This window comes from Caballeronia sp. Sq4a (genome assembly GCF_023170545.1).
GTDB lineage: Bacteria > Pseudomonadota > Gammaproteobacteria > Burkholderiales > Burkholderiaceae > Caballeronia.
Genome location: NZ_CP084250.1, coordinates 1,008,337 through 1,022,852, shown reverse-complemented (window position 1 = coordinate 1,022,852; position 14,516 = coordinate 1,008,337). Strand labels below are relative to the sequence as shown.

The window sequence follows — 14,516 nt, the reverse complement described above, 5'->3', positions numbered from 1 at the left end:
CCATGCCCACGACTCAGGAGCCCGAGATGATCTCGATGAAGACACTTGCCGCATCGCCCCGCCCTTTTCTCTGCGCATCGCTTTTGCTCGCGGTCTCGCTCGCGCATGCGCAGGCCGTCTATCCGACGCCCGAAGCCGCGGCGCAAGCCCTCACCGACGCGATCGCATCGAACGACGAAACCGCGCTCTCCAAAGTGCTCGGCAAGGACCACGCGCGCTACGTGCCGACCGACAACATCGGTCAGGACGACATCTACGAGTACCTCGGCTCGTGGGCGAAGGAACACCGCATCGTCGAGGACAACCAGCAGACCGGCGGCCCGCGGCGCGCGCATATCGAGACCGGCGACAGCGGCTGGACCCTGCCGATTCCGCTCGTGCAGACGGACAAGGGCTGGCGCTTCGACATGCCCGCCGCGCGCGACGAAGTGCTGACGCGGCGCATCGGCCGCAACGAGCGATCGGCGATGCGCGTCGCGCTCGCCTGCGTCGATGCGCAGAACGACTATCGCAAGCTCACGAACCACTACGCCGACCGCTTCGTGAGCACGCCCGGCAAGCACGACGGGCTCTACTGGGACACCGCGCCCGGCGAGCCGGACAGTCCGCTCGGCCCGCTCGCGGCGGCCATGCCGAACAAGGCGACGGCCTCGGGCGGCTACTACGGCTATCACTACCGCATCCTCACCGCGCGAGGGCCGCACGCGAAAGGCGGCGCGAAGAACTACATGCAAGGCGGCGCGCTCGCGGACGGCTTCGGCCTGATCGCCTGGCCGGCGAAGTACGGCGAAACCGGCGTGATGTCCTTCATGATCGACCAGGACGGGCAGCTCTATCAGAAGAACCTCGGTCCGGCGTCGGCGCGCGTGGCGGCGTCGATGAAGACGTTCGATCCCGACCCTTCGTGGCAGCCCGTCTCGCCATAGACCGACGAGCACGGCGGGCACCCTCGCGCAAACACGCCGCCGGACGCCGGAAAGCGCCCGGCGGTATAATCTCGCCCTTCTTCGAGGGCGCCTTGCGCGCCCTGGCACGCCCGGCAGCACGACGTATCGCCTGCGCGCCCTCCTCGCTACGCCGCCCAATCTCGATTCCGATTCGCCATGACTGCCCAACTCATCGACGGTAACGCCCTCTCCAAGACTCTTCGCGCCGATGTCGCCGCCCGCGCGGCCGCGCTCACCGCTCGCGGACACAAGCCGGGGCTCGCCGTGGTGCTCGTCGGCGACAATCCGGCGAGCGAAGTCTACGTGCGCAACAAGGTGAAGGCGTGCCAGGACAACGGGCTGCATTCGGTCTTCGACCGCTTTCCGGCGACGCTCGCCGAAAGCGAACTGCTCGCGCACATCGAGAAGCTCAACGTCGATCCGGCCATTCACGGCATTCTCGTGCAGTTGCCGTTGCCCGCGCATATCGACAGCCACAAGGTCATCGAAGCCATTGCGCCGGAGAAGGACGTGGACGGCTTTCACGTCGCGAACGCGGGCGCGCTGATGACCGGCAAGCCGCTCTTTCGCCCGTGCACGCCGTATGGCGTGATGAAGATGTTCGAGGCGCACGGCATCGACCTGACGGGCGCGAATGCGGTGGTGATCGGACGCTCGAATATCGTCGGCAAGCCGATGGCGCTGTTGCTGCTCGAAGCGGGCGCGACCGTCACGATCTGCCACAGCAAGACGCGCGATATCGCGCACTACACGCGGAACGCCGATGTCGTGGTCGCGGCGACCGGCCGCCGCAACATCCTGACCGCCGACATGGTGAAGCCGAGCGCGACGGTGATCGACGTCGGCATGAATCGCGATGAAGCCGGCAAGCTCTGCGGCGACGTCGACTTCGCGGGCGTGAAGGAAGTCGCGGGCTACATCACGCCGGTGCCGGGCGGCGTCGGCCCGATGACCATCACCATGCTGCTCGTCAACACCATCGAAGCCGCCGAGCGCGCGGCACAGGCGTAAGCCGCCGGGGACGCGCGTCATCCCGATCGTCCCCTTAGGAACAATCCATTGGATTTTGGCCCCGCGGCCCCAATAATGCTCCAATAGTATTCGGACACGAGCGGCGCGGGCTTCGCATGACTGGCCCGCTCCGCGCTTCAACGATCACAGAACCGGGAGAGCCATGAGCGATACCACCGCAGCCACGCCGACCACGGCAGCATCCAATCCGCTGCTCGATTTTTCCGACTTGCCGCGCTTCGGCGACATCAAGCCCGAGCATGTCACCCCCGCGCTCGACGTGCTGCTGGCGGCGGCCAAAAGCGCCGTCGATCGAGCGAGCGCGCCGGACACGCCTGCCACCTGGCAGGACGTCGTCGAAACGGTGGAACGTGAATCGGAAAAGCTCTCGCGTGCGTGGGGCATCGTCGGGCACCTGAACGCCGTCGCCGATACGCCCGAGCTGCGCGCCGCCCATGCCGAGAATCTGCCGCGCGTCACGGAGTTTTCCGCGAGCGTCGGCCAGAATCTCGCGCTGTACGAGAAGTACAAGGCGATCGCCGCAGGCGACGAATTCGCGGGACTTTCGCCCGAGCGCAAGAAGATTCTGGAAAACGCGCTGCGCGATTTCCGCCTGTCCGGTGCGGAATTGCCCGAAGATCGCAAGCCGCGCTTCGCTCAATTGCAGGAAGAGCAGGCTGCGCTCTCGAAGGCATTCTCCGATCACGTGCTGGATTCGACCAACGCATACGCTTACGTCGTCACGCAGCAGAGCGACCTCGCCGGCCTGCCCGACGACGTGATCGAAGCCGCCCGCGAAGCCGCGCAGAAAGAAGGCAAGGAAGGCTGGAAGTTCACGCTGCACTTCCCCTCGTATTTCCCCGTGTTGCAATACGCAGAGCATCGTCCGATGCGCGAGGCGATGTATCGCGCGTATGTCACGCGGGCGTCGGAACTCGGCGAAACGTATGGCCACGGCAAGCCCGAATGGGACAACACGCAGAACATCGTCGAGCATCTGAAGCTGCGTCAGGAAGAAGCGCGCACGCTCGGCTACCAGAACTTCGCGGAAGTGTCGCTTGCGCCGAAGATGGCGGAATCGCCCGCGCAGGTCATCGCGTTTCTCGAAGACCTCGCCAAGCGCGCGCGTCCGTATGCCGAAAACGACTGGATGGAACTGCGCGCGTTCGCCGCGACCGAACTCGGCATGCCGGAGCTTCAGCCGTGGGATGTCGCCTATGCCGCCGAAAAGCTGCGCCAGAAGCGCTATTCGTTCTCCGAGAACGAAGTGAAGCAGTACTTCCCGCAGGAAGCGGTATTGAAGGGTCTTTTCAAGGTGACCGAAACGTTGTTCAACGTCTCGATTCGCCGCGACGAAGCCGCCGTGTGGAATCCGGACGTGCGCTTCTTCCGCGTCGAGAACAAGGACGGCTCGCTCGTCGCGCAGTTCTATCTGGACCTGTACGCGCGCGAAGGCAAGCGCGGCGGCGCATGGATGGACGACGCCCGCGCCCGCCACAAGCGCACGCAAGGCGACGTGCAGACGCCGGTCGCGTATCTCACCTGCAATTTCTCCGCGCCGGTCGGCGGCAAGCCCGCCTGCTTCACGCACGATGAAGTCATCACGCTCTTCCACGAATTCGGGCACGGCCTGCATCACATGCTTACGCGCGTCGACGAACTCGGCGTGTCGGGCATCAACGGCGTCGAATGGGACGCGGTGGAATTGCCGTCGCAATTCATGGAGAACTTCTGCTGGGAGTGGGACGTGCTGACCGACATGTCGGCGCACGTCGAAACGGGCCAGCCGCTGCCGCGCGAACTCTTCGACAAGATGCTCGCCGCGAAGAACTTCCAGAGCGGTCTCGGCACGCTGCGTCAGATCGTCTTTTCGATGTTCGACATGGTGCTGCACACGTCCTACGATCCGGCCAACGGCACGCAGAACGTGAACGACCTTGCCCGCGAGATCAACGAGAAGTTCCACGTCATTCCGCAGGCGCCGTTCTCTCGCTGGCCGAATACGTTCAGCCACATCTTCGCGGGCGGTTACGCGGCGGGCTATTACAGCTACAAGTGGGCCGAAGTGCTCTCCGCCGATGCCTATGCCGCGTTCGAGGAAGCCGCGAAGGCTGCGAACGGGTCGGTGCTGAACGCGGAGACCGGCACGCGCTATCGCCGCGAGATTCTGGAGGTCGGCGGCAGCCGCCCGGCGATGGATTCGTTCAAGGCGTTTCGCGGACGCGAGCCGAGCATCGACGCGCTGTTGCGTCACAACGGCATGAGCGAACACACGCAGACGGTGCACTGATGCACTGATCAACTGATCCGAACCCCGGCCGCCGCGCCGGGGTTTTGCTTTTCAGCGCTGGATTCTGAAGTCCACTTCCGCAGGCCGGCCTTCGAGCGCGAGCGTCGCGCGCATAGCCGGGCTGCGGCTCACCACCTTCCCTCTTCTGATCACCGCCGTGCGCGCCGCGCGCAAGCGGATCGCTTCGATCGGATCGCGCGCGTCCAGCACGACGCAGTCCGCATGACAGCCCACTTCCACGCCGTAGCCTTCGAGCCCGAGAATGCGCGCGGGCGCGCGCGTGACCGCATCGAAGCACGCGAGCATCGCGTCGACGCCCGTCATTTGCGCGACGTGCAGGCCCATGTGCGCGACTTCGAGCATGTCGCCGGAGCCCAGGCTGTACCACGGGTCCATCACGCAGTCGTGGCCGAACGCGACGTCGATGCCCGCCGCCATCAGTTCGGGCACGCGCGTCATGCCGCGCCGCTTCGGGTAGGTGTCCGAGCGTCCCTGCAATGTGATGTTGATGAGCGGATTCGCGATCGCCGAGACGCCCGCTTCGCGCATCAGCGGAATCAGCTTGCTGACGTAGTAGTTGTCCATCGAATGCATGGACGTGAGATGCGAGCCCGTCACGCGGCCGTGCAGTCCCAGCCGATGCGTTTCCGCCGCGAGCGTTTCGATGTGGCGCGACATCGGATCGTCGGATTCGTCGCAGTGCATGTCCACGCGCAAGCCGTGCTTGGCCGCGTACTCGCACAGCAGCGTGACGGATGCCGCGCCGTCCGCCATCGTGCGCTCGAAGTGCGGGATGCCGCCGACGACATCGACGCCGAGCGCGATCGCGCGCTTCAGGTTCTCGAATGCGCCCGGACTGCGCAGCACGCCGTCCTGCGGGAACGCGACGAGTTGCAGGTCGAGATACGGCTTCACGCGGCGCTTCACTTCGACGAGCGCCTCGGCGGCGAGCAGACGCGGATCGCAGACATCGACGTGCGAGCGGATCGCCAGCAGCCCGCGCGCGACGGCCCAGTCGCAATACTGCAGCGCGCGCTCGACGATGGCTTCCTGCGTGAGTTCGGGCTTCAGTTCGCCCCATAACGCGATGCCTTCGAGCAGCGTGCCCGACGCGTTCACGCGCGGCAGACCGTACGAGAGCGTCGCGTCCATGTGGAAGTGCGCGTCGACGAACGGGGCGGTGACGAGCGAACCGTTCGCGTCGATTTCCTCACGCGCGCTCGCATTCAGATGCGGCTCGATCGCAGCGATACGGCCTGCTTCCATGCCGATATCGACGAGCCCCGTCGAGCGCACGAGCGATGCGCGGCGAATGATGAGATCCATATGAAGCCCTCGGGCGTAAGCGGTTCGGACGATTGTAGCGGGACATAAAAGCGCGGGCGGGACGCTCTGGTTAGTGCGTGATGGAGCGAAGGGTAGGTTGCGCCGTCTCGCGTGCCGTTAAGCGTCGCGATGAGCGTGGCGCCCTCGTCGTGCGTGGAGACGCCGCGCGTCGTGCGATAGATCGCGCGCGTAGGCGGCATTCAGGGCGGCGGAGTCGTCGGCGCGGCCATCGCCTTTTGCGCCGAACGCAAACGGGGTGATGACATTGGCATTCGAAGGAATCGCCGCGGACGCGGCGCGCGGATACGCATGGAGACTGTACGCGCCGAGTGCGAGCCCGGCATCGATAAGAAAGCGTCGGCGATTGGAGGATGATTTCATGCGACGAATCTAACGCCGCGCCGCCTTCTCCACCGTGCGATCGCGCATGCACGCGCTAGATACCCTCGCCCTGCTCGATGTCAGGCGGCGCTTCGTCCGCCGGCAACGTGAACCAGAAGCGCGCGCCGCACACGCGCCCTTCCCTGTCGACGCGGTTCTCCACGCCGATGCGCCCGCCGTGCGCTTCCACGATCGCGCGACAGATCGCGAGCCCGAGCCCGATGCCCGGTTGCGCCGATTCCTTCTCGCCGCGCGTGAACTTCTCGAAGAGGCGCGTCTCCATGCCGGCCGGCACGCCCGGCCCTTCATCGTCGATGACGACGCGCACGGCGCGCGCATCGCCCGATGTCTCTTCTTCCGCCGCAATGGAAATCGGCGTATGCGGGGGCGTGTATTTCGCCGCGTTCTCCAGCAAGTTCGCGAATAGCCGTTCCATCAACACCGCGTCGAGCCGCAGCATCGGCAGATTCGACGGCACGCGAACCTGCACCGGACGGCCCGCGAGCGTGCGCCTCATCGATGCGAGCGCGGCGCCGACGGTTTCTTCGAGCATCGACCATTGACGGTTTAAGCGAATCGCGCCCGCCTGCAAGCGCGCCATGTCGAGCAGGTTCGTCACGAGCCCGCTCATACGCAGCGCCTCCTCGTGGATCGCGCGCACCAGTTCCTGCGACTCGCCCGAAAGACCGCCGATCGCGCGCGCTTCTTCCTCCAGCACCGACGCGAAACCGACTATCGACGTCAACGGCGTGCGCAGGTCATGCGAGATCGCCGAGAGCAGCGAATTGCGCAGGCGTTCGGACTCCATGTTGACGAGCGCGTCCTGCGCGATATCCACGTAATGCACGCGTTCGAGCGCCAGCGCGATCTGCGCCGCGAACGTCTCGATCATGCGCCGCTGCTCCGGCACGGCCAGTTCAGCTTCCCGCTCGACGACGAGCGCCAGCACGCCGCGCGTGCGCATCGGCGCGCGCAGCGGCAAGTAGAGCGCATCGGTGGCAGGCAGCGTATCGGTGCCGCGGCCCGCGGGGTTCTGCTGCTCGTAGACCCATTGCGCGATATCGAGGTCGATGCGCGCGGCGTCGAGCATCGCGTCGGCGTTCGGCTCGTCCACTTTCTGGCGCACGCGTTCGCTCGCATCGGGCAGCAGCATCGCGACCTTCGCGTGGAAGACCTCGGCCACATGCCGGGTGCCGATCTCGATGATCTGCCCGGTCATCAGCGCGGCGGCGAGTTCTTTCGTCATCGCATACATGGCGCTGGTGCGCCGTTCCCGCTGCGACGCGATGCGCGCCTCGCGGCGCAGGCTCGACGTGAGATGGCTGATCGTGAGCGATGTCAGCAGCATCACGACGAAGGTGAGCACGTATTGCGTGTCGGTGACGGAAAACGACAGCGCGGGCGGCACGAAGAAGAAGTCGAACGCCGCGACCGACACGAACGACAGCATCACGCCCGGCCCGCGCCCGAGCCGCGCGGCGGCGAAGATCACGCCGAGCAGATACAGCATCACGAGATTGGTGAGCGCAATCTGCCGCGCGGCCAGCCCATGCGCGACCAGCGTGATCGCCGCGCCGATGGCGAGCGCGTAGCAGTAAGCGCGCGGCGGCGAATGCCCCGCGTCGCGCCAAGCGCCGGCTATCGACGCCCGCCGCGTTGGCGATTCGTCGCGCGGGGCGGCGGAGACGAGCGTGACATCGATATCCGCCGCATGCCGGACGATGCGCTCCGCGACCGGCGTGTGCGCGATCCGCCGCCAGCTTCGCGCGGCCGGCGCGCCCGCGATGAGCTTCGACACGTTGCGCATGCGCGCATAATCGATGAGCGTCGCGGCGGCGTCCGCGCCATCGAGCGTGACCGTTTCCGCGCCGAGTTCGGAGGCGAGCTTGAGCGCGTCGAGCGTGCGGCGGCGCTCATCGTCGGAAAGGCGCTGAAGCTTCGGCGTTTCGACATAGACCGCGAGCCAGTCCGCCTTCAGCGCAGCCGCGAGCCGCGCCGCCGCGCGCACGAGCGCCGCGCCTTCCGGTCCCGGCCCGACGCACGCAATCAACCGCTCCCGCGCTCGCCAGATGCGCTCGATCGACTGATCGGCGCGGTACTCGCGCATCTGCGCATCGACGCGGTCGGCGGTGCGGCGCAACGCGAGTTCGCGCAGCGCGATCAGGTTGCCCTTGCGAAAGAAGTTGCGCACCGCCTGCTCGGCCTGCTGCGGCAGATAGACCTTGCCTTCGCGCAGACGATCGAGCAGTTCCTCGGGCGGCAGATCGACGAGCGTGACCTCATCGGCGAGATCGAACACGCGGTCGGGCACCGTCTCCCACACGCGAATGCCGGTGATGCGCCCGACGATATCGTTGAGGCTTTCCAGATGCTGCACGTTGACGGTCGTGTACACGTCGATGCCCGCGTCGAGCAGTTCGTGCACGTCCTGCCAGCGCTTCAGGTGCCGCGAACCCTGCACGTTCGAATGCGCGAGTTCATCGACGACGATGAGTTGCGGCCTGCGCGCGAGCGCGCCGTCGAGATCGAATTCCGCGAGCGTGCGGCCGCGATAGTCGATGTGCACGGGCGGCAGCGTCTCGAGTCCTTCACACAACGCGAGCGTCTCCTTGCGGCCATGCGTTTCGACGACGCCGATCACGACGTCGACACCTTCGTCGCGGCGGCGTCGCGCGGCTTGCAGCATCGCAAAGGTCTTGCCGACGCCCGCCGACGCGCCGAAGAACACCTTCAGCCGGCCGCGCTGGCGCTTCGCTTCCTCGCGTTGCAGCTTGTCGAGGAGTTCATCGGGGGTCGGGCGCATGGGCTCCTGAGCGGGTTCTCGTCATGTCGCGCATGGGGAATGGCGGCGCTCAGCGAACGCTCGCCCGGTCCAGCGCGAGATTCAATTTAAGCACATTCACCGCGGGTTCCCCGATGACGCCGAACGTGCGCATGGACGTCGCCTCGACGACGAGTGCATTCACCTGCGCGACGGACAGCCCGCGCGCCCGCGCCACGCGTGCGATCTGATACGCGGCCGCCGCTGGGCTGATGTCGGGATCGAGCCCGCTGCCCGATGAGGTCACGAGATCGACGGGTACGGCGGCCTCGTTCGAAGGATCGGCGGCGTGCAGCGCCGCGATGCGCGCCTTCACGGCATCGGCGAGCGCGGGGTTCGTCGGGCCGAGATTCGATCCGCCAGAGCTGCCCGCGTTGTACGGATTCGGCGTCGTGGCGGACAAGCGGCCCCAGAAATAGCGCGGCGCGTCGAACTGCTGGCCGATCAGTTCCGAACCGATGATTCTCCCGTCGAGCTCGATGAGACTGCCGTTCGCCTGATGCCTGAACGCCGTCTGCGATACCGCCGTGACGATGAGCGGATAAAGCAAGCCCGTGATGATCGTCAGTGCAACGAACAATACGATCGCCGGACGCAATGCATTCTTCATGATGTGTTCTCCTAGTTCCAACCGAGCGCGGTGATCGTCATGTCGATCAGCTTGATGACCGGAAACGGCAGCACGATGCCGCCGAGCCCATACACGAGCAGATTCCGCCGCAACAACGAAGCCGCCCCGAGCGCGCGATATTTCACGCCCTTCAGCGCGAGCGGAATCAGGAACACGATGATGAGCGCGTTGAAGATGACCGCCGAAAGAATCGCGGACGACGGCGACGCGAGATGCATCACGTCCAGCACGCGCAATTGCGGATACGTGGTGGCGAAAGCGGCCGGAATGATCGCGAAGTACTTGGCGACGTCGTTGGCGATGGAGAATGTCGTGAGCGATCCGCGCGTCATCAGCATCTGCTTGCCGATCTCCACGATTTCGATCAGCTTCGTCGGGTTCGAATCGAGATCGACCATGTTGCCCGCTTCTTTCGCGGCCTGCGTGCCGGTGTTCATCGCCACCGCGACGTCGGCTTGCGCGAGCGCGGGCGCGTCGTTGGTGCCGTCGCCGGTCATCGCCACGAGCCGCCCTTCGGCCTGATGCGCGCGGATCGTCGAGAGCTTCGCTTCGGGCGTCGCTTCGGCGAGAAAGTCGTCCACGCCCGCTTCCGCCGCGATGGCCGCCGCCGTCAGCCGGTTGTCGCCCGTGACCATCACGGTCTTGATGCCCATCTTGCGCAACTCGGCAAAGCGTTCCCTGATGCCGCCCTTCACGATGTCCTTCAGTTCGATCACGCCGAGCGCGCGCGCCTTGCCCGCGACGTATTCGGCGACGACGAGCGGCGTGCTGCCGCGCCGCGCGATCTCGTCGACGCCATGCTGCACTTCCTGCGGAAAGCGCCCGCCGCGTTCTTCGACATACTTTCTCACCGCATCGGCCGCGCCCTTGCGAATCTCGCGATCCGGCACATCGACGCCGCTCATGCGCGTCTGCGCGCTGAACGCGATGAACGTCGCGCCGAGCGTCGCCATGTCGCGTTCGCGGATATCGAAGCGCTGCTTCGCCAGCACGACGATGCTGCGGCCTTCGGGCGTTTCGTCGGCGAGCGACGCGAGTTGCGCGGCGTCGGCGAGATCGCGCTCGCTCACGCCCGGCGCCGGCGCGAACGACGACGCCTGCCGGTTGCCGAGCGTGATGGTGCCGGTCTTGTCGAGCAGCAACACGTCCACGTCGCCGGCCGCTTCCACCGCGCGGCCCGAGGTCGCGATCACGTTCGCCTGCATCATGCGGCTCATGCCCGCGACGCCGATGGCCGACAGCAGCCCGCCGATGGTCGTCGGAATCAGGCAGACGAGCAGCGCGACGAGCGCGGTGATCGTGACCACGTGCCCGGCTTTCGCGGCTTCGACCGAGAACATCGAGAACGGCAGCAAGGTCGCGGTGGCGAACAGCAGCACGAGCGTCAGCGCGACGAGCAGAATGGTCAGCGCGATTTCGTTCGGCGTCTTCTGCCGCTTCGCGCCTTCGACCATTGCGATCATGCGGTCGAGAAACGCCTCGCCGGGGTCGGCGCTCACGCGCACGACGATCCAGTCCGACAGCACGCGCGTGCCGCCCGTCACCGACGAGAAGTCGCCGCCCGACTCGCGGATGACGGGCGCGGATTCGCCCGTGATCGCGGATTCGTCGACGGACGCGACGCCATCGATCACTTCGCCATCGGCGGGCACGGCGTCCCCGGCTTCGATCAGCACGACGTCGCCCTTGCGCAGATCGCTCGACGCGACAATGCGAATGGGCGACTTCGGATGCGGCTCGTTCAGCTTCTTCGCCATGACGTTGTGCTTGGCGCTGCGCAACGACGCCGCCTGCGCCTTCGAGCGCCCTTCGGCGAGCGCCTCGGCGAAGTTCGCGAAGAGCACGGTGAACCACAGCCACAGCGCAATGGCGAGGATGAAGCCCGCGGGCGCTTCGGCCTGCCCCAAGAGCGCGGCGATCCAGAGCACCGTCGTCAGGATGCTGCCGACGTACACGCAGAACATCACCGGATTGCGCAGTTGCGTGCGCGGCGCGAGCTTCGCGAAGGAATCGGCGATGGCGGGTTTCCGGAGCGCCGGATCGAACATCGAACGCGCCGCCGTGCGCGCTTGCCCGAGGTTCTCCGGGCGATGCAGCGGCGCTTGATTCAGTTGAGTCATCTGTTCCTCGAAATCAGTGAGCGGCGATCATCGTCAGATGCTCGACGACAGGCCCGAGCGCGAGCGCAGGCACATACGTGAGCGCGCCGACGAGCAGAAGCGTGCCGAGCAGCAGCACCACGAAAAGCGGTCCGTGCGTCGGCAAGGTGCCGGCGGTGACGGCGAGGCGCTTCTTCGCCGCGAGCGATCCCGCGATCGCCAGCACCGGCACGATCGAGCCGAAGCGGCCGAGCCACATCGCGATGCCGAGCAGCACGTTGTAGAACGGCGTGTTCACCGAAAGGCCCGCGAACGCGCTGCCGTTGTTGTTCGCGGCCGAGCTGAACGCGTACAGCACTTCCGAGAAACCATGCGCGCCCGGATTGGCGATGCCCGCTGTGCCCGATGCCGTCAGCACGGCCACCGACGTTCCCGCGAGCACCAGAAGCGGCGTGAGCAGGATCGCGATGGAGACCATCTTCATCTCGAACGATTCGATCTTCTTGCCGGCGTATTCGGGCGTGCGGCCGATCATCAGCCCCGCGACGAACACCGCGAGCAGCGCGAAGACGAGCATGCCGTACAAGCCCGAACCGACGCCGCCGAAGATCACTTCGCCGAGCTGGATCAAGAGCATCGGAATGAGGCCGCCCAATGGCGTGAGCGAGTCGTGCATCGCGTCGACCGCGCCGCAGGACGCAGCGGTCGTCGCCACCGTGAAGATGCCCGACTGCGCGATGCCGAAGCGCGTTTCCTTGCCTTCCATGTTGCCGCCCGCTTGCAGCGCGCTCGCGTGGGTATCGACGTGAAGCGACGCGAAGAGCGGATTGCCCGCCTGCTCCGCCGCTATCTCGCCGACGCACGCCGCCGCGAACGCAATCGTCATCGCCGCGAGCACGGCGTAGCCCTGTCGCTTGTCGCCGATCATGCGGCCGAACACGACGCACAGCGCGGCCGGAATCAGCAGCATCGCGATCATCTGCATGAAGTTGGAGAACGGCGTCGGGTTCTCGAACGGATGCGCCGAGTTCGAGTTGAAGAAGCCGCCGCCGTTCGTGCCGAGCATCTTGATCGCTTCCTGCGATGCGACCGGGCCCATCGGCAGCGATTGCTTGTCGGCTTTCATGTCGCGCATGACCGGATTGCCGTGGGCATCTTTCACGGCGTTGCCTTGCGCGTCGGTCTCCGGTGCCTGATACGTCGTGACTTGCAGCGTCGACACATCCTGATAAGGCCTGAAGTTTTGAATCACGCCCTGGCTCACGAAGACGAGCGCGAACACCACGGCGAGCGGCGCGAACACGTAGAGCGTCGCGCGCGTGAGATCGACCCAGAAGTTGCCGATGGTCTGCGCGCTATGCCGCCTGAAGCCGCGAATCAGCGCGACGACGACCGCGATGCCGGTCGCCGCCGACAGGAAGTTCTGCACCGTGAGCCCGAGCATCTGCGCGAGATAGCCGAGCGTGCTTTCGCCGCCGTAGTCCTGCCAGTTCGTATTGGTGACGAAGCTCACCGCCGTGTTGAACGCGGCGTCCGGCGTCATCGCGGCCATGCCTTGCGGATTGGCCGGCAAGACGTATTGCAGGCGCAAGAGCGCGTAGAGCGCGAGCGCGCCAAGCGCGTTGAAGAGCAGCACCGCGAGCGCGTAATGCTTCCACGACATTTCGGCAACGGCATCGACGCCTGCGATGCGATACAACGCGTCTTCGAAGCGCTTTGTCTTGCGCAAGACGACCGACGAGCCGTCGAGCACGTCGGCGATGTATCGCCCGAGCGGAATGGCGAGCGCAATCAGCACGACGATGAACAGCGCCGTCTGCGTGAACGTGTTCGCGTTCATTCGAGATCCTCCGCGCGCAAAAGCGCGTACACGAGGTAGGCCAGAAGCAGCAGCGTCGATGCGGCCGCGAGCCAGATCATCCATGCAGTCATGCGCGCGCTCCTGGCAGACGGCAGCGCAAACGCTCGCAGCCCACGGTCAGCGCCGCGCACAGCCCCCAGAACAGGGCGATGCCGGTGACGTAAAGCAGGTCCATGGTTCGGTTCTCCTCTTGTGCATTGGACGCCTGCCAGAGTAGAAGGACCGGGATAAAGGGCGTGGCAAGAGTTCGCGCGGCGGCGTAAAAATCGCGTAAACGAGCGCGTGAGAGTGCGCGAGCGTCGTGGCGTTATCATTCCGGCTTCGATCGACACTCAAGAAGCCGCAGGCCATCGCCGTCACATGAAAATCGCCACCTGGAACGTCAACTCTCTCAAGGTCCGTCTTCAGCACGTCACCGACTGGCTGCAACTCTCGCAAGTCGACGTGCTATGCCTTCAGGAACTGAAGCTGCCCGACGAGAAATTTCCTCGCGCCGAGCTCGAAGCCGCCGGATACAAAAGCTGGTTCGCGGGACAGAAGACGTATAACGGCGTAGGCATTCTGGTGCGCGACGGCATCGAGGTGCACGACGCCACCGTGGTGCGCAATATTCCCGGCTTCGAAGACTTGCAGCAGCGCGTGATTGCCGCGACGGTGAACGGCGTGCGCATCGCGTCGGCGTATTTCCCGAACGGGCAGGCGCCCGGTTCTGAGAAGTTCGCGTACAAGATGCGCTGGCTGGATGCGCTGCGCGAATGGCTGCGCGAAGAGATGATGCAGTTCCCGAAGCTCGCGCTGCTCGGCGATTACAACATCGCGCCGGAAGACCGCGACGTGCACGACCCGAAGGCGTGGGAAGGACAGAACCTGGTTTCGCCGGAAGAGCGCGCGCATTTCATGCAGCTCGTCGGCCTGGGACTCACCGACGCCTTCCGCAAGTTCGAGCAGCCGGAGAAGCTCTTTACGTGGTGGGATTACCGCATGATGGCGTTCCGGCGCAACGCGGGCCTGCGCATCGACCACATCTTGTTGTCGTCGGAGCTGTCGGCGCTGTGCACGTCATGCGAGATCGACAAGGTGCCGCGCAAGTGGGATCAGCCGTCCGACCACGCGCCTGTCGTCGCGACGGTCGGCTGCTGATCCGCGCTG

Annotated in this window: 10 protein-coding genes; 4 read left to right on the top strand and 6 right to left on the bottom strand. The window is 65.7% G+C overall.

Annotation, left to right across the window (positions count from 1 at the left end; genetic code table 11):
• The first annotated feature begins 2 nt into the window (after positions 1–2).
• The 3 genes from LDZ24_RS04675 (at position 3) to LDZ24_RS04665 (ending at position 4,248) form a co-directional block, all read left to right on the top strand.
• On the top strand, positions 3–926 hold the full coding sequence (locus LDZ24_RS04675; RefSeq protein WP_248321851.1) for a DUF2950 domain-containing protein: 924 nt from the start codon (positions 3–5) through the stop codon (positions 924–926).
• 177 nt (positions 927–1,103) lie between these two features.
• A complete protein-coding gene (folD, locus tag LDZ24_RS04670) occupies positions 1,104–1,958 on the top strand; it encodes a bifunctional methylenetetrahydrofolate dehydrogenase/methenyltetrahydrofolate cyclohydrolase FolD (RefSeq protein WP_248321850.1) in 855 nt (284 codons plus the stop codon).
• A 163-nt stretch (positions 1,959–2,121) separates the two neighbouring features.
• A complete protein-coding gene (locus tag LDZ24_RS04665) occupies positions 2,122–4,248 on the top strand; it encodes a M3 family metallopeptidase (protein WP_248321848.1) in 2,127 nt (708 codons plus the stop codon).
• 51 nt (positions 4,249–4,299) lie between these two features.
• Here LDZ24_RS04665 and LDZ24_RS04660 read toward each other — a convergent pair whose 3' ends face one another.
• The 6 genes from LDZ24_RS04660 to LDZ24_RS04635 form a co-directional block, all read right to left on the bottom strand.
• A complete protein-coding gene (locus tag LDZ24_RS04660) occupies positions 4,300–5,574 on the bottom strand; it encodes an amidohydrolase family protein (RefSeq protein WP_248321846.1) in 1,275 nt (424 codons plus the stop codon).
• 436 nt (positions 5,575–6,010) lie between these two features.
• Positions 6,011–8,758: a sensor histidine kinase KdpD gene (locus tag LDZ24_RS04655; protein ID WP_248321844.1), complete on the bottom strand. Its 2,748-nt coding sequence runs from the start codon at positions 8,756–8,758 to the stop codon at positions 6,011–6,013.
• Positions 8,759–8,807: 49 nt separating this feature from the next.
• Positions 8,808–9,386, bottom strand: coding sequence for a potassium-transporting ATPase subunit KdpC (gene kdpC / locus LDZ24_RS04650; RefSeq protein WP_248321842.1), 579 nt, complete (start codon positions 9,384–9,386; stop codon positions 8,808–8,810).
• An 11-nt stretch (positions 9,387–9,397) separates the two neighbouring features.
• Positions 9,398–11,527 carry a potassium-transporting ATPase subunit KdpB gene (gene kdpB / locus LDZ24_RS04645; RefSeq protein WP_305854691.1) on the bottom strand — a complete coding sequence of 710 codons (2,130 nt, stop codon included), beginning with the start codon at positions 11,525–11,527 and terminating at the stop codon, positions 9,398–9,400.
• A 13-nt stretch (positions 11,528–11,540) separates the two neighbouring features.
• Complete coding sequence (gene kdpA, locus LDZ24_RS04640; protein ID WP_248321841.1) at positions 11,541–13,346, bottom strand: potassium-transporting ATPase subunit KdpA; 1,806 nt, start codon at positions 13,344–13,346, stop codon at positions 11,541–11,543.
• A complete protein-coding gene (locus LDZ24_RS04635; RefSeq protein ID WP_175939976.1) occupies positions 13,343–13,438 on the bottom strand; it encodes a potassium-transporting ATPase subunit F in 96 nt (31 codons plus the stop codon). The genes kdpA and LDZ24_RS04635 overlap by 4 nt, the downstream gene beginning before the upstream one ends.
• 289 nt (positions 13,439–13,727) lie before the next feature.
• Here LDZ24_RS04635 and xth point away from each other — a divergent pair, with 289 nt between their 5' ends.
• Entirely contained in the window at positions 13,728–14,507 is a 780-nt protein-coding gene (xth, locus tag LDZ24_RS04630; RefSeq protein ID WP_248321839.1) for an exodeoxyribonuclease III, read from the top strand.
• Positions 14,508–14,516: the final 9 nt, after the last annotated feature.